This window comes from Paraliomyxa miuraensis, assembly GCF_026337845.1.
Lineage (GTDB): Bacteria > Myxococcota_A > Polyangia > Nannocystales > Nannocystaceae > Paraliomyxa > Paraliomyxa miuraensis.
The window spans coordinates 325,453-342,316 of sequence record NZ_JAOVZF010000155.1 but is presented as its reverse complement, the minus strand read 5'-3'; the positions used below and the strand labels follow the sequence as shown (position 1 = coordinate 342,316).

Sequence of the window (16,864 nt, the reverse complement as noted above, 5' to 3'; positions counted from 1 at the left end):
CACGCACCGCCCCCTACAGCAGGTGCCGTACCTTGATCTCGAGGTAGCGGTTGACCAGGTCCACGGTCAGGTGTCGCGGCTCCACGTCGAGTACGTGGGCGCCCAGCTGCCGCAGGCGCCGGGCCAGTCGATCGTGCCAGCCGAGGATCTCGGCCGCGGCGGCGCGGCGGAACAGCATGGCCTCGTCGTCGCGGGGATCCACCAGCGCCGTGCTCTCGAGCTCTGGATCGCGCAGCAGGATGATGAGCGGCAGGTGCCGGGGCAGTAGACCGCGAGTGTAGCGGGCCAGCGCCTGCGCCGAGACGTCGTCGCTGACGCGGGTGAGCACGACCACCAAGGTGCGCTGGCGCAGGTCCCGACCCAGCCGCGAGAACGCAGCATCGTAGTCGGGCTCCACCAGCTCGGGGTGCAGGTCGTAGGTCGCGCGGACCAGCTTGACCGTGGTCGAGCGACCGGCCGTGGGAGCGAGCGACGCCCGGATCCGATCGGAGAACGCCAGGAGCCCCACCCGATCCCCGCCGCGGGTGGCCACGTGGGCCAACAGGAGCGCGGCGTTGAGGGCATGATCGAACAGCGGCAGCCCCTGCGACTCGGACGTCATCAGGCGTCCCGCGTCGAGCATCAGCTCGATCGTCTGGTTGCGCTCGAGCTGGTACTGACGGGCGATCAGCTTCTGGCGCCGGGCCGTGGCCTTCCAGTCGATCGCGCGGAACTCGTCGTCGCGCGAGTACTCGCGCAGGCGCTCGAACTCGTTCTCGCCGCCGGGGCGCCGCGTGGCCCGGGTCAGGGCGCTGGCGCGATCCTGCCGCGCCAGCAGCTCGTAGGCCCGCACGGCCTGCACGTCGGGATACACGTGGACCTCGTCGCTCGCGGGCAGTCGAAGCTGGCGGATCCACAGGCGCAAGGGGCTGTCGTAGCGAACGGTGTGCGCCCCCAGGCGATAGGCCCCGCGCCGCAGCGGTCGCAGCTGATAGCGCACGCTCGCCGTTCCGTGCGCGCGCAGCTGCACTCGGGCCGGGAGCCCATCGATCTCCGTCGGATCGAACGTGTCGTCGGTGACGTCGACCCAGAGGCTCCGGCGCGCCCGCGAGCGCAGGTGAAGGGTCACCGGGTTGTCGCGCCCGACCGAGAACACCGAGCGAACCTCGCGATGCACCTGCACCCGCCGCGGCCAGCACAGCAGCGCGTCGAGCCCGGCCAGCCCGGCCACCGCTGCGTCGACCAGGAGCATCGCCGACATCAGCGACTCGTCGAGCAGGGTGAGCAGCGCGAGCCCCAGCGGCCCGAGCATCAGGAGCACGAGCTTCGACGACGGGATCATGCGGCGCTCTTGGGAACGGGAGCCTCGGCCAAGATCTCGCGGATGCACTCGTCGGCGGTGATGCCCTCGAACTCCGCGTCGGGCACGAGGATGATGCGGTGGCGGAGCACGGCCGGCGCCAGCGACTTGACGTCGTCGGGGATCACGAAGTCGCGCCCACGCATGCCCGCGGTGGCCCGCGCTCCGGACAAGAGCGCAATCGAGGCACGCGGCGAGGCCCCCAGCTCGATCGAGCGATGGGCCCGCGTGCGCGCCACGATGTCGGTGATGTAGTCGAGCAACGCTTCGTCCACGCGGATCTCACCGAGCGCGCGCTGCATGGCGACCACGTCGTCGGCCGAGATCACCGCGCGCAGGCCGGTGGCGTCGAGCGAGGCGGCGTCGAATCCCTGGACATGGTTGCGCAGGATCTGCTTCTCGACCTCGCGGCTGGGATGCCCCACCTCGACCTTCATCAGGAAGCGATCGAGCTGGGCCTCGGGCAGGGGATAGGTGCCCTGTGACTCCACCGGGTTCTGCGTGGCCACCACGAAGAACGGGCGCGGCAGCGAACGCGTCACCCCATCGGTGGTCACGCAGTGCTCCTGCATGGCCTCGAGCAGCGCCGACTGGGTCTTGGCGGGAGCACGGTTGATCTCGTCGCCGAGCAGGAGCTGAGCGAACACCGGCCCGGGCACGAAGTCGAACGTCTGCGTGCGCTGGTTGAACACGTTGCCGCCGGTGACGTCGGTGGGCATCAGATCGGGCGTGAACTGGATCCGCTTGGACTCGCAGCCCAGCACCCGCGCCAGGGCCCGCACCAGCAGGGTCTTGCCCAGCCCGGGCACGCCCTCGATGAGCACGTGACCTCGAGCCAGGATCGCGGTGAGCACCTGCTGCACCAGCTCGTCTTGACCAACCAACACGCGCTCGACCTCGCGCTGGATGCCGTCGCAGATCTCACTGAAGGCTTCCGGGTTCATGCCTTTCCTTTCGGGGTTGCTCGGGTGACGTCGACGAGCTGACCCAGCTCGCGGAGCACCCGCAGATCATCCTCGCTGCCGTATCCCGCTGAATCGTCTTGGCCGCTCTCTCGAGCCTGGTGGGAGACGTCGCGAGCATCGTGTGCCTCGACCAGGATCCGCATGATCTCGGTCTCGTCGCGGCCGGTTCGGGTGGCGATGCGGTGGGCGAGGTGATGCAGCCCACGTCGGCGCCCGCCGAGGCGCTCCTGGACTCGATCGAGGGCCCACCCCACGTAGAGCCGCAGCGCATGGCGCCTCGCTCCCGCGCGGTGGTACTGCTGCGCCAGCGCATCCACGTGCTCCACGAAGCGACGCCGCGAAGGCGGTGGTGGATCGCGAGGGCGCCCGAAGTGCACGCCGCGCCAGAGGTAGAGCAGCAGCACCAACAGCAGCAGCTGGAGGATGACCGGCGTGAGATGAGCCCGGCTCATGGCGTCGAAGGGATTCTTGGCTCCCCCCTCGGCCGTCATCGAGCGCAAGCCCCCGTCGACCAGCTCGAGGCGCGGGAGCCCACGCAGCAGCTCGACCAGCATGGTGTCGTGACCGGGAATGGCCAGGGCCCCATTGGTCAGCAGGCGATCGTCGGCGAGCACGATGATCGTTCCTTCACCCATGAGGCGAACCACCGCGTAGGGGGTGCCCGCGGCATCGACCCACAGCGGATAGCCATCGACATCGCCTCCCATCGAGAGCCCCTCGTGGCCGGGAACGGCCAGCCGCGTCGACTCGCCCTCCAACAACCCCCCGTAGGGCTCCAACACGTCGCCCTCGCGCTCGACGTGCTCCACCTCGAGCTCCGGCGGAAGCCGCTCTCGGGTGGCCACCACGGCGTTGCCCCCCGCCCGCACGTGCCGCAGCAGCGCCGACCACTCCGCATCGTCGAGCGCGGCCTGGTCGAGCACGATGGGGGTGCGGCCGGCCAGGCCCTGGCCGTGATCGCCGTGATCGCCGTGAGCATGGTCGCGGTCGAGCGTGGACTTGCGATACTCGATCTCCATCCCGTAACTGCGAAGCAATTCGAGCACCCCCGCGGTCCCGGAAGGAGAGTGCGACCACGGGTACTCCTTGGTTCGCTCGAGACCCTCGGCGGTGCACGCCAGCGCGGTCCATAGCAGGAGCACGGCTCCGGCCACCGTGCCGAGCACGGTGCGCACCTGGGCGATCAGGCGATCGACATCGGTCCGAGAGATCGGTGCGTGCCCGAACTGCACGCGCTCGACGATCCGCATGACGGCGCGGGTGGGCTGCTGCAGCGCCGGCTCGCCCCGCAGGTCACGAACGTGATCTCCGTTGGTGCGCGAGGCATGCAGGCGAATGTGCCCGCGCTCGGCCAGGCGGCGGACCAGCGCGGCGTGCCCATCGGCGACCGCCGCCTCGAGCTCGCCGCGCTCGGCCCGGGCAACGGCGCGGGCAAGCAGGCGATCGACGTCGGTCAGATCGGGCTCGAGCGTCGCCGGCGGCACATCGGGTCGATCCTCGGCCTCATCGGGCTTGGGCCCGTCGGGCACGTCCTTGCGCGATGGTCCGAGCGTGCCGCGGAATTGGGCCAGCACCACGATCACCATCAGCACCACGATCACCCACAAGAGCACGTGCGCGAGCGGGCCGAGGCCAGAGTCGGGGATCGCCGCCGGCTCGGATTTCTGGCGCTGGAAGTCGTCGGGGCCGCGCTCGCGCGGCTTCTCGGCGTCGTCCTCCTCGGTCCCCTGCTGTCCGGCCCTGCGCTGCCGCCATGGCCCCGCCGTTCCCTCGACCGCCCGCGGAGCGCCGCAGGCCGCCGCAAAGGCGGGACACGGTGGATCCTCGGTGGGCAGCAACGGGCACCACCGGGCCTCCTCCTCGGTCAGGGGATAGCGCTCGTCGTGACAGAACCCGAACGCGTCGTTGGCGAGCACCTGCCGGGCCGTGCGAGGCTCGGCGGCCGCCGTCTTCGCGGCCATCGTGAGCCCCACGAGGATCGCCAGGCCGATGCCCACCCGCCGCCGTCGAGTGCGGAACACCCGGGCTGCCTCCCGCATCACGAGGCCCTCCGCTGCGGGGGCTCGCGCATGCGTGCATCCTCGGCCGCCAGCGCCATGAAGCGCAGCTGGATGTCCCAGCCATCGCCACGGGTTCGTTGATCGACGTAGCCCAGGAAGCGGGCCACCGCCACGTAGGGGATGGCGGCGTGGAAGCCCACCAGGGCGTAGAGCGATCCACCGTCTTCCACGAGCTCGCCCAGGGGGCGACCGAGCTGCAGCACCACCTCGACCAGGCCGTGTCCGAGCAGCTCGGCCGCCGCGATGCCACCCATGATGGCCAGCCCCAGGCCGCCGAGCATGAGCGCCATCTCGGTCCCGCGAAAGCGCGCCATCTGCCATGCACGATCGGTGGCGGAGATCGGCGAGCTGCCCTCGAGCAGGCTGGCCTCGTGCACCATCGCCACGCGGATCCACGCCGAGGGCAGCAGCACGAACGTGACCGCTCCGATCGCGAGGATCGAGCGGGTGACCAGCAGTGCCCCCACGTACGAGGGCAAGCGGCGCAACCACTGACGCAGCACCGCCCAAGCGCTCACGTCGTGTTCGAACAGGGCGCGGCTGGTGGCCACGGTGAACGCCCCCTGGGCCACGGTGCACAGCGCCACCGCGAGCAGCCAGACCTCGGTCCACGACCACAGCCAGGCCCAGCGGGCGACCACGCACAGCACGAGCGAGGGCAGGAGCACGGCCGCGGCCACGCGGGCATAGAGCACGCGATCGGCGTTGAAGCACCACCGCGCGGCCAGGTCGAGGATCTCTCCGAGGGTACGTGGCCGCAGCACCACGCGGGCATCGGCGAGGTTCATGGCACTCGCCTCCGACCCGCGAGGGCGAGATAGGCGATCACCAGCAGCCACAGCCCACCGGCCACCGTCCACTTGACCGGGGCGGGCACCCCCGACGGCGACCAGAAGCCCTCGATGGCGGCCGCAATGGCCAGCATGATCGCCGCTCCGCCCACGATCGTCCCCACCGCCGGGGCCTGGGCCCGCAGCGAGCCCAGCCGCGTGCGTCCTTCGGTGCGAACGAGGGCGTAGCCCATCTGGAGCCCGGCCCCTCCGGCGATGCAGATCGCGGTGAGTTCGAACGCGCCGTGGCCACACACGAAGGTCAGGATGTTGGTGCCGTGCCCCTGCACGATCACCCAGCCGAGCACGGTGCCGATGACCACCCCGTTGTAGACGAGGAAGAACATGCTCCCGAGCCCGAACAGCACGCCGGTTGCAAAGCAGCGGAACGCGATGCCCACGTTGTTGTAGACGTAGAACCCGGCCATGGTCGCGTCGCTCCCCGACTCGCGGCCCTCGAGCCCCTCGGCATAGGACTCGGCCGAGGCATCGAGCGCCTCCTGGGGCAGCACCGCGGGTGCGAATTCGGGATGAACCAAAGTGGCCACCAGGGACAGCACCAGGGGCACCACGAACAGCAGGGTGGCGATCGCGAAGAAGCGACCGTTGGCCCGCAGGGCGCGGGGAAACGCGTGGGCCACGAATCCGCCGAGCGAGCGCAGCGACAGCGGGCGGGCCCCGTAGAGCATGTTGTGGGCGCGGGCCGCCAGGCCATCGAGGTAGGCGAGCAGCTCGGTGTCGTAGCCGGCCGAGCGCGCACGCATGAGGTCGGAGCACAGGCTGCGGTAGAGCGCACCGGCGCGCGAGATCGAGGCCGGAGCGAGCCGATGCAGCGCGGGCGCCTGCGTGAGCAGCACGTCGAGGAGCTGCCAGTCGGCCTTGCGCGCGGCCACGAAGTGATCTTGCGGATGCATGGCCAAGATCTCCGACTAGTCCGAGCGGGGAGCCGTGGGGCGCCGCTCGGTGGCGCGGAGGTAGAGGAGCGCGAGCCAGCGTGCGGGACCCGTCCTCGGCGACCCGGACGAAGGGATGCCGGTGGCCGCCGCAGGCAGGCGATCGGCGAAGCGCGGCAGCACCAGCCCCGCCAGCTCGTCGGCCCGCGCCGGCCCCAGGCGATCGAGGCGGCGAACGAAGAGATCGAGTGCCTCGCGCTCGGCCGGCTCCAACCGGGCGGCCGAGGGCATGGCCGCGAGTTCTTGCGGGGTGGGCGGCGGCGACAAGCGCACGGCCGCGCCGAGGTGCGAGTGCTCCTCGACCACCACCATCGTGCCTGCCATCAGATCGCCGAGCCGGCGAAAGCGGGGATCGAGGCCCATCACCACCACGCCCAGCGCATAGCCGCTGGGGAGGAAGTCGGCCGCACGCAGGAGGTTGCGCAGCAGCGCATCGATGAACCCGATCGGGTGCCCGCCTTCCTTGACCACCCGCAATCGCAGCACCCGCTTGCCGGGGGTGCGACCGCTGGTGAGCGACTCGAACAGGACGTTGTAGCCCCACTCCATCGCGAATGCGACCACGGCGTAGACGCCCATGGACCATCCCGTGAGCTGGTCGTACTTCACCCCGCCCACCACGAGCAGACCACCGAGCACGATGAGCACCGCCGCCTTGATCAGCAGATCGATCACGTAGGCCAGCGCCCGCCGAGCCGGGCCGGCCACGCGATACTCGAAGCGCACTTGCTCGGGCGAGTCGACGGAGGCGATGGTGTCGAGGCGCTCGACGGTGGAGGGGGTCACCATCGGATGCGGCTACGGTAGCACTGGCCTGCGGCGGGCCGCCACCGAATCTCGGCGGGCTGGAACCCGTCTGCGACGGCGGCTCGCTGAACGTGGTGCGGCACACCTGGCGCGTCAGCGCCCCGAGCAAGACCGGGACGACACCCGATGGCCACCGTCAGTCGGTCCCGATCGGCCTCGTACGGCGGCACGCCAGCTCGCGGATCTCGTCCTCTGCGAGTTGCTCGGTGTCCATGAGCGAACGGTCGGCCTTGAACTCGGTGACGGAGCCGGAGCGAAGCATGAAGAACTCGCCGATCCGCTGACGGGCGAGCTTGCCCCTGACATTGGTGCGACTCTCGCTCAGCAACGACTGCATCTTGGCGATGGCTGTATTCTCCGCTACCCGGCCGAGGAACCACGTGAGGATGTTGTCTCGGGACTTGTAGTCGAGGTCGCCCGGGCTCTGCGTGGCCAGGAGCAAGCCCAGACCGGCGGAGCGAGCCCGCCGCAGCAGGTCTTGCATCGGCTCCTTGGTGGCGGGCTTGCGCAGGGCGGGCATGTAGATGTCGGCCTCGTCGAACAACGCGAGGGCCTGCAGGTGCGGGCTCGGGTTGCGGCTCGCCCAGCGTGCGAGCTCCGACAGCATGCGGGCCACCCAGAAGTCGATGCTCGCGTTGTCGCCGAGGAACTTGGTGCTCACCACCGACAGCTGCACCTTGCCGTCGTTGCGACCGAGACCCAGGAGCTGCACGGGGTCGAGCCGCTCGGAGTGCGAGGACAAGAGCTCGCCCTTGGACAGCCGTAGAGTCTCGAGGTGATCGACGAGCCTCGCGAAGTGCCTGATGTCGAGCCGTCCGACCGCGTTGATGAGGGTCGGATCCTCCTCGCCGATGAGCTGGATGACATGCTCGAGCCCGATCTCCTCGGTGGTCAATTGGCCGAGCACCTCCAGCGCCTTGGCGAGCACGCTCTGGCGGGCGAGGTCGCTGCTCGAGCCCTTGTAGTTGAGCATGGCGCAGATGGCCGCCGCGGCTTGGCGGCAGGTCTGAGACCGGTCCTGACTGGACATGTCACCGAGGCCCGCCGGTACGACCGTGAGGCCGAGGTCGCGTCCACCGGGTGTCCCGGGGGTGTACACGACCACCTCGACGCGCTCGCGAAGCGCTTGCTTGCGCGTGGTCGCAGCGGCGTCCCGCCCCGGAGCATCCCACCACCCATAGCGAGCGTAAGTGGACAGATCACCCTTGCGATCGAGCAACAGTGCGGGAATCCCTCGCTCGAGCGCCTGCTCGATGATGTTGAGGGCGAGAGTGGTCTTGCCGCTGCCCGTCGAGCCCAGGAAGGCCGCGTGGGTCACGAGGTCATCGAGCTTCATCGAGACCGGTGCGCGGGTGATGCCTGCGGTCTGGCCGACCGAGAGATCCGTGTCACGCATGGCGCGGGACGAGCCATCGCGCGCGAGAACGAGTGAGGCATCGTCGGATGCGACGGCAGCGGGGCTCGAGTTCTGCCCAGCCGCGTCGGGGGCTTGCTCGATGCCCGGCTCGCGATCGGTCGCTCGTTCCCCCGGAGGTGGCTCCCCCTCGTCGGAACCCTTCGGATCGTCCGCGGACACGACGGGATGGTCCGAGCCGCGGTCGGACGGCGTGCCATCGATCATGAGCAACGTGCGCAAGGAGGAGAGCTGAGAGAGCGGCCGCTCCTGGCGGCGCCACGCGGCGAAGCTCGGGTCGTCGCCGTGCCGCTGCGCGAACACGCGAAACGCCATGATCGTACGCCAGTCGCCATCCTCCACGGTGACCCGCCGTCCTCCGTCGCGCAGTAGCTCGCCAAGCTCCTTGAACACCCGGGAGCGGGGGTTGTCGGGAAACTCCGAGCAGCGGACGATGCCGACCATACGCTCGCCCGCGAGCTCGCGCAGCGCGTGCAGTTGCTTGCGCAACCCCCCGCCGCGAGCATCGCGGTTGCCCATGCCCACGACGAGCGGTCGACCTTCGCCGGTGATCACCAGTGCGACGCCCTCTCGCAGAGCCTCGAATGCGAGCGCCGGCTCGAGCTCTTGGCCGACTCGGGTGGCCGCCAGGCCGAGCAACTCGAGCAGAGCGTCGTCGTCCTCGGGCACGGCCTCGGTAAAGGACGTGCGAAAGTCGTTCCACCCCTGCTCGATGCGTGCGACCTCCAGCGGCTTTTCGTGCTCCCGCGGCGGCGCGCCGGTGGGAGGCTCGGTGAGCCCACCACGCTGGACGCTGCGCGCCTGGAATTCCCGGCACCAGTCGAGCACGTCCCGCGTCCGCATGTTGACCAGCGACTCGAGATCCTTGATGCAGATGGGAAAGGTGGGATCGTCGTCGTGCGAGCGCACGCCCATGCGGTCGTAGAGATGCTCGAGGCGAAGGCCGACGATCTGCTGGATGTCGGCGAGGCTGCGACCGGCGTTGAGCGTGACGGGAGCGGGATCGGACTCGATCCGATCGAGGGCAGACCTGGTGAGGTGCCCACGGATGCGCTCGTAGTAGTCGTGCAGGCACGAGAGCACCACGACGGAGGTCGGCACGTGGTCGACGACGTGGCGTAGCACGTCGACCGAGCGCGCGATGCGAGCCCCGGTGTCGTCGAGATTGAACACGTCCTCCATCTGGTCGATGAGCAGCACGAACGCGAATTGTCCCACGCGTGCCATCAAGCGCCCGAGTTGCTCGATCATGCGAAGGGGTGAGTCCTGGTCGATTCGAGGCGCGATGCCTCCCAACAGGCGTGCGTCGTACTCGTTGAGGTGCTCACAGCGCAGGTACTTGATCACCCGCGCGCGGATCTTGGGCTCCCTGCGCTGGAGGTAGAGCAGCACGCGCAACAGGTCGGGATCGAAGTCGTGGTAGGCGGGTTGCTCGAGCAGGCGGTCGACCAGGGGGCTGACGTGATCGACGTGCGCGAGATCGAAGTCACCCTCGCGGAGGTTGGCGAGCGCCTCCGCCGAGAGGGCGCGGCGATCCTCGGCCAGAGCATCGGAGAGGGTGATGAGGCCGGAGCTGGTCAGCTCGGGTGGATCGTACGGACGCTCGAGCGCGTCGATCACGTTGACGAGCACGTAGCGGGCGTAGTCCTCGGCGCGCGTGGTCATCTGCATGTAGGAGGCAAAGCCCCGGCGCCGCCCATGGAGATAGGTACGAAAGGCTCGCATGAGGTGGGTCTTGCCCGCGCCCGAGGGACCCCGCACGACCAGGATGCGGCCGCGCTGGTCTGCGTCGGAGGCCGTCACGCGATCGACGAGGCGCTCGAACCCCTCCCGGGCCTCGGCATGCACCATCTCGGCATCGAAGGGATCGCGCTCCCACACCTGGTGGGCGTGCGCGATGGCTCCGAACACGGGCGGACCGGCCGGGCTGCAGAACGCGACGAGGCGGGGATCGGCGACAGCGGATCGCGGCTCCTCGACGAGCCGTCGTCGTAGCTCGATCATCGCGTCGAGCTCGGTCCGGGCGGCTGCTTCCTCGGGCGTCGTGCCTCCCAGGGCGAACACGCGATCCATCGTGCGCTGCTGACAGCGCACGTAGATCTCGAGCGGCTCCTCGTCACCGGTCATCCGGGCGGTCCGCCGACACACGTCGAGGCCGATCCAGCGGGTCTCATCGGCCCTTGCGCCGAAGGGAGCCGTATCACCGGCATACCACGCCAGCAACTCGCGCAGCTCGTCCTGCCCGACCCCCGTGAAGCGGCGGTAGGCGGGCCTGACCCTCGCCAGGAAGCTGCACAGTGAGTAGAAGATCGGATAGACGTGCTCGATCTCCTCGTCGGTGATGCGATGATCGGCCTGGATGCACGAGTAGGCCACACGACCGAAGTCGTTGAGGAGCGCACCGACCACCACCATGCGCCGCGGCAGGCCGTGCTCGGTACGAAGTCGGTGCAGCTCGGGGCCGAGCAGTTCGGCCTCGTTGGCGGCAGTCAGCACGCGCTCGATCATCGTGACGATGGTGTCGACGGTGTCGGTGATGTCGAGGGGCAAGATGGCGTCGGTGCTCATGACGGCCTCCGGGGATCGATCTCGATGAAGTGGAAGGTCGCGTTGAGGTGTCGGGTCTCGGACTCGCGCACCAAGCGTTCGTCCATGGCACCCACGAGGTCGGCACGGTGCAAGCGCAGCAGGCCCGCACGGTTGGCCTCGACGAGCCGGGTCTTGAACGCCGGGAGCGAGTCGTGCGGCGCGGTGGGGTCGGCCTGCGCGGCCTGCCACACGGAGGCGATGAATGCTCGTTCCTCCCCGTAGCGACCGCTCTGCACCGTGTCGGCGAGCCGCTGAATTCGTTCGGCCCAGCGCTCCAGGGGCATGGGCTCGCTCCCACGCGAGCTGGCCACGGCCAGGGACTTGGCACGCCCCTGCTTGGGATCGACCTTGCGCTCGTCGGCCGTGTCGGGGACCTTGGCCTCGAACAACCAGCGACCGATGAGCGCCCGCTGGATCGCGATGATGTCGCGAGTGGGAGTCCCGGCAGCAGCCGTCGCAAGCCACCGACCGGCCTCGGGACCATCGATGGACTTGGCCCGGATCGAGACCCCCAGAGTCCGCTCGAGCACCGCGCGGCGCAGCTTGCCGAGGGTCAGCGGTCCCGCCTCGGGCAGACCGAGCGCCTGCCAGATCTGGGCGTCGACCGCCTGCGCGAGCGTGGGGATCTCGGGCAGCACGAGCCCGCGGCTCTGACGAATGAGCCGGGCGCGGAGCTTGTCGGCGCTCGCGACCTCCAACCACTGCTCCCCGGGCAACTCGAGCATCAATGCCGGAATCAAGGCGCGCCAGATCTCCGACCAACGAGCGGGAAGGTCTCGAACCCCCAGGGCCCTACGCAAGCGCTGGAGACCCTTTTGCGTGGGTACGCGACGAGCATCGAGCTCGCCGTTGCCGCGGAGTACTTCGACGCGCTCGGCGAGTCGCGAGGACCACTCTCGACGTGAGAGCCGAGCCTCCACGAAGGGAAGGAGGTCCTGCTCCAGCCTTCCCACGGAGGGCGGGCGCTTCGAGGTGGTGGCGAGCTTGGCGAGGATCAGCAGATCGAGTCGTGGCGAGCATTCATCGTTCATGCGAAGGGCTCCCATGGCGGTGAGCAGGCGGAGGCACGACGAGGCCAGTGTCCGCAGGCGCGAGTTCGGGACATCGAAATGCAAGGATCACGATGTGAGCTTGCGCGTGTCGTTCGAGCGACTCTTCCCATCGACCAAGCCCGACATGAAGGCGTGACGAATCCTCGTTCGGCCTGCATAGTGATCGATGCGGTTGTCGATATGTCCGATGAGTATGACGTGTTCCTCTCGCACACCGAGGATGACGAGCCGGCGGTGGAGGCCCTCGCGAGACGCCTGAGAAGCGAAGCGGAGCTGTGGCCGTATCTACGTCGCTGGATGTTGATCCCCGGCGAGCCCTGGATCCCCGCGCTCGAGCGAGCCATCGAGGATAGCGCTGCGGTGGCCGTGTTCTTCGGCCCCGGAGGATCCGGCGCTTGGCGCAATCAAGAGAGCCAGCTGGCCCTCATCGATCAAAACGATCGTCGAGTCATTCCCGTGTTGCTGCCAGGTGCATCGCAAGACAGCATCAGTGGCTTCCTGCGGACGCGCACCTGGGTGAGCCTGAGCGAGGAGCATGGCTTCGAGCGGTTGATCGCCGGGATCACCGGCCAGGTACCGGAGCTCGTCATGGGCCTCGATCCTGGACCGAGGCTCCGTCGGCGGCTCGGCGCATCGCGTCGCGCGATGAGACGACGTCCGCTCGAGCCGGCTCACCCGACACCCTATCGGGTGTTCGTGTCCACGACACTGTGTGACGATCAGGCGCGCCGAGCAGAGCTGCTCGAGACCATCGCGCGCGCCGGCATGGTGGCCTGCGTCGTGGATCCGGTCCCCACCGGAGCCGGAGCATCCGTGCTGGAAGCTCGACGACAGCAGCTCGAACAGTGCGACCTGTTCCTGATGCTCGTCGGCTGGCGCTACGGAACGGTGCCCGGAAGAGGCAAGCGCTCGATCGTGGAGCTCGAGTACGAGTGGGCTCGCAAGCGGGACCTACCGCGGCTGGTGTTCCTCATCGACGAGGACCGACCGGTGGTGGTGACGAGGGACTTCGACGAGGCCGACCAGCGGTGGACCAAGCAAGCGCGCCTGCATGCCTTCAAGGCTCGCCTCGTGACCAACGAGCCGATCGCTCGCTTCAACCCCGACAGCATCGGAGCGATGGTGGGTCGCAGCCTACTGCAGTGGAGGAACGAAGGAGCAACCGCGAGTGCGTGGTCGCAGATCGTCACACGCACCGAGCCTGCCGCCGTCTCGGAGACCGACCCCCATGCCGAGCCCGCACCCCGAAGGCGCCCCTCGAGCAAGAGCCGGGAGACCGCACCGCGTCGCCGTCCTCGCAAGCCCCGAGCGCGTCGGGTCTCGGTACCGGAGCTGTCTCTCTATCTCGAGACCATCGAGAGCGACAGCAGCTGCACCTCCATGGTAGGGGCCGCGACATCGATCGCGAGCCCGATCGAGCCCGATGACCTTCGAGTGAAGGTTCGATTGGCCCCGCGGCGCGCCACGGAGAACGACGACGCGCTCGAGCGCGACGAGCCGGAGCCCGAGATCGATCTGTTTCGGGTGTTCGAGCGAGCCGAGCACGAAGGCTGCCGCGTGACCGCCCTGGTGGGGCCTCCGGGCTCGGGCAAGTCCACGTACCTTCGTCGCTTCGCGCTGTGGCTCTCGCGGCGCAGCGCCACCACGCTCGGGCTCCCACTCGACACGGTGCCCATTCTCTTGTCGCTGAGCGATCTCCCTGCCGAGTTCGAGAGTCTCACGGAGGCCGCCGCCGCTCACCTGCAGCGCGATGGTCGGCTCGATGCTTCGCTGGTCGAGGCGCTGCTGCGACGCGAGCACCTGCTGTTCTTGCTCGATGGCTTCGACGAGCTGCCCAACGAGGATTGCCGGGCTCGGATCACGCGCTGGCTCGCGCAAGGCCTCGACGATCATCCCGGCGCGCGCTTCATGATCACGCAGCGCCCTCTCGAGCCCGGAGGCGGAGGCTCGTCGCTGGGTCCCACGCTGGAGGTCCAGCTGCCACCGCTCGAAGAGGCAGAGGCCCTCTCGCTGGTCGAGCGGTGGTTCCACGCCAGCCTGGGCGAGAGCGGCGGCACCCCGGCCGAGGCCAGGCGCCTGGCCGACGGGCTGTGGGCCGAGCTTCGAACGCCGGAGCTTCGAACCACGCGGATGTTCGAGCTGACGCGCAACCCGCTGATGCTCTCGGTGCTGTGCGCGGTGTTTCGCCAGCGCGGCAACCTCCCCACGCGTCGGGTGGAGCTGTATGAGCAGTGCTTGCAGGTGCTGGTGCGCCAGTGGTGCAGCAAGGGCGACCTGCCACGCCGCTTTGGTGATCGCGAGGCACGGCAGATCCTCCAGCCGCTCGCCCACTGGCTGCACGAAGAGCGCGGGCGCACTCATGCCGACGCGCGATCGATCGCGACCGTGCTCGAGCCCCAGATCTGCACGAGCCTGGGCTACGCCGAAGTCGATGGGGAGGGATTCCTCCGCGCGGTGAGCACGACCGACGGCATCTTGACCACGAAGGGCGGCCAGAGCTTCGGCCTGCTGCACCTGTGCTTCCAGGAGTACTTGTGTGCAAGACACCTGCGGAGCCTGTCCCACGGCAACCCTAGCGTGCTCGACGAGTTGGCGGAGCGCTTCGGAGATCCGTGGTGGCGCGACGTCACGGTCCTCTTGGTCGCGCTCGGCGAGCCGACGCTGTTCGAGCCCTTGATGCAGCGCGTCGTACGACGCTCGGCCTTCGTGGAGCACCTCGATCTGGTCGTCGACTGCTTCCACGACGCCGCAGGAGCGAGCGTCGCGCCCTTCGAGGGGTTGCTGATGTCTCCGCCGCTGGACCAGCCCGAGCTGTGGTCGCGCCAGCTCGCCGCCGCACGGATACTCGAGAAGGTCGCGCCCGAGCGCTTGTTGGAGATCGCTCCGGATCTTCGCGAGCACCCCCACGAGCCGCTGCGCCGCCTGCTGGGCCACGATGCGCGGACCGAACCCATCACCCGGCGCTCGCCTCGCGGCGGCTACGCCCTGGTGGAGATCCCCGCTGGTTGCTTCGAGATGGGCTCGCACCACCGCGAGCGGGATCGCAAGGGAGGTGAGGGGCCACGCCACCCGGTCGCGCTCGCGGACTTCTTCATGGGCAAGTACCCGGTGACCAACGAGGAGTATGGACAGTATCTGCGCGTCCACCCCGAGGTCCCCGAGCCTGCCTACTGGGGCGACCCTCGCTACAACCATCCCCGGCAGCCCGTCGTGGGTGTGTCGTGGCACGAGGCCATGGCGTACTGTGAGTGGGCGGGATTGTCGTTGCCCACCGAGGCGCAGTGGGAGCGCGCCTGTCGTGGCGACACGCAGACGGCCTACTGGTCCGGGCGACGAGAGCAAGATCTGGATCGCATCGGCTGGTACGACGACAATTCCGGACAGCGCCTGCACTTGGTGGGAGAGCTCGCGCCGAACCCGTTCGGGCTCCACGACGTCCACGGCAACGTGTGGGAGTGGTGCCTGGACGACTTCGGCGACTACGAGGGATGCACCACGCGGTCGGGCGATGGCCTTCGCCATGCGCCGCAGGCGGAAGGCAACCGCGTGATCCGGGGCGGGAGTTGGATCGACCCGGCACGCAAGGCGCGTGCGGCCTCCCGGCTCAATCGTCACCCCGATGATCGGATCGCCTATCTGGGCTTTCGCGCGGTCGAGCGTCTCGAGCCCGAAGAGGACTGACCGCGGCCCGACAGGCCGGTCATGCGCGGTGGCGGCCCTGGCCGTTGGCCGCGGAGCGCCCGGGCGATGATGCCGACCTGCTCCCGATACGGGTCTTCACTCAACCCTCGCAGATCCACGGGATGACGCGTGCGCAAGAACGGGGGTAGCTTGCCGTTGCCTCGACCGATGAGCACCGGGATGAGCCGCCGGCCCTCGGTTACGGCCTTGTCGAGCAGGGCCGCGTACTGCGTCTGCACCCACGGCTGGGCCATGGTGTGCGCTGACACGGCCATCAGCCCCTGGGTGCTGCCTTCTACGCCCTGCTCCAGCCGCCGTGTGGCTTCCTCGCCATGGGCGAGCTCCCACTCGTCGAAGAACACCCGCAGGTGCCGCTGGTGCAGCTCGGCTGCGAGCCGGTGGACCTCCTCTCGATCGGCCTTGGCGTAGGCGACGTACACATCCCAGCTCACGCCATCATCGGCCCTGGGCGCGGCCACGAGCGTGGTCTTCGTGGGATCGGCACCAGCCCGCGCGCGCAGGATGGGAAGCTCCTGGTCGTCCTCGAGACCCTCGAGCATCAGCGCGTTGACCCCGAACTCGAAGGCATCCTTGATCGTGCGACCGAGCGCGAGCGCGCGGTAGAGCGCCACCGAGAACACCTTGGCGGCCTCATCCCTGATCGCGCCATCGATGCCGATGACGAAGTCGACGTGCTCGACGATGGCCCGGACCTGCTGGGCGGAGTGGCATGCATTGAGGAACACCAGCCGCACGGTCGACCCGGCCCTGGCGAACAGGTCGCCAAGCGCTCGGCCCGAGACGACCTTGGTCTCCGTTCCTCGATCGCCGTGCAGCATGATGCCCCCCGGCTCGGGAAGCTCGGGATCCGGGGTCAGATCCCGGGAGGCGTTCCTTCGGCGCGCACGGTCGGGCTGGCGCGTACGGCCGGGTCGACGAGCTCGGCCATGCCCGCTGAACTGCACCACGGTGGGTCGCTCCACCAGCAGCACGCGCTGGATCGCGTTGGGCGTGGTCGCCCGCTGGTGCTCGAGCTGGAGCACGCCGCCGAGCCCCGAAGCGTCGAGCTCGGCCGTGATCGCTCGGACCTCGCCGTCGAGGTCCAGCGGGGTGGTGATGGACGGGTTGGCCGTGAAGACGGCCACGAGAGGAGGACTCGACTGCCGAACGCGCG

The 16,864-nt window shown here is 69.1% G+C and carries 10 protein-coding genes; 1 reads left to right on the top strand and 9 read right to left on the bottom strand.

The annotated features are described in order from the left end of the window. Positions 1-13: 13 nt before the first annotated feature. The 8 genes from OEB96_RS25195 to OEB96_RS25160 form a co-directional block, all read right to left on the bottom strand. Entirely contained in the window at positions 14-1,321 is a 1,308-nt protein-coding gene (locus tag OEB96_RS25195; protein WP_266219270.1) for a DUF58 domain-containing protein, read from the bottom strand. Continuing rightward, complete coding sequence (locus OEB96_RS25190) at positions 1,318-2,283, bottom strand: AAA family ATPase (RefSeq protein WP_266219269.1); 966 nt, start codon at positions 2,281-2,283, stop codon at positions 1,318-1,320. Before OEB96_RS25190 ends, OEB96_RS25195 begins: the two co-directional genes overlap by 4 nt. Further along, entirely contained in the window at positions 2,280-4,343 is a 2,064-nt protein-coding gene (locus OEB96_RS25185) for a DUF4129 domain-containing protein (RefSeq protein ID WP_266219268.1), read from the bottom strand. The genes OEB96_RS25190 and OEB96_RS25185 overlap by 4 nt, the downstream gene beginning before the upstream one ends. Next, the gene (locus OEB96_RS25180) at positions 4,343-5,152 is read right to left on the bottom strand and encodes a hypothetical protein (RefSeq protein WP_266219267.1); all 810 of its coding nucleotides are present in this window, start codon (positions 5,150-5,152) and stop codon (positions 4,343-4,345) included. Before OEB96_RS25180 ends, OEB96_RS25185 begins: the two co-directional genes overlap by 1 nt. Continuing rightward, a complete protein-coding gene (locus OEB96_RS25175; RefSeq protein WP_266219266.1) occupies positions 5,149-6,108 on the bottom strand; it encodes a stage II sporulation protein M in 960 nt (319 codons plus the stop codon). The genes OEB96_RS25180 and OEB96_RS25175 overlap by 4 nt, the downstream gene beginning before the upstream one ends. A 15-nt stretch (positions 6,109-6,123) precedes the next feature. Beyond that, positions 6,124-6,936, bottom strand: coding sequence for an RDD family protein (locus OEB96_RS25170; RefSeq protein ID WP_266219265.1), 813 nt, complete (start codon positions 6,934-6,936; stop codon positions 6,124-6,126). 154 nt (positions 6,937-7,090) lie between these two features. Further along, positions 7,091-10,936 (bottom strand): AAA family ATPase, encoded by a 3,846-nt coding sequence (locus tag OEB96_RS25165; protein WP_266219264.1) that lies wholly within the window; start codon positions 10,934-10,936, stop codon positions 7,091-7,093. After that, complete coding sequence (locus tag OEB96_RS25160; RefSeq protein WP_266219263.1) at positions 10,933-11,988, bottom strand: hypothetical protein; 1,056 nt, start codon at positions 11,986-11,988, stop codon at positions 10,933-10,935. The genes OEB96_RS25165 and OEB96_RS25160 overlap by 4 nt, the downstream gene beginning before the upstream one ends. Positions 11,989-12,189: 201 nt before the next feature. Here OEB96_RS25160 and OEB96_RS25155 point away from each other — a divergent pair, with 201 nt between their 5' ends. Further along, entirely contained in the window at positions 12,190-15,690 is a 3,501-nt protein-coding gene (locus tag OEB96_RS25155) for an SUMF1/EgtB/PvdO family nonheme iron enzyme (RefSeq protein ID WP_266219262.1), read from the top strand. On the opposite strand, the gene OEB96_RS25150 is transcribed toward OEB96_RS25155, so the two are convergent. After that, entirely contained in the window at positions 15,642-16,835 is a 1,194-nt protein-coding gene (locus OEB96_RS25150; RefSeq protein ID WP_266219261.1) for a TIR domain-containing protein, read from the bottom strand. The genes OEB96_RS25155 and OEB96_RS25150 overlap by 49 nt on opposite strands. Between the last annotated feature and the right edge of the window lie 29 nt (positions 16,836-16,864).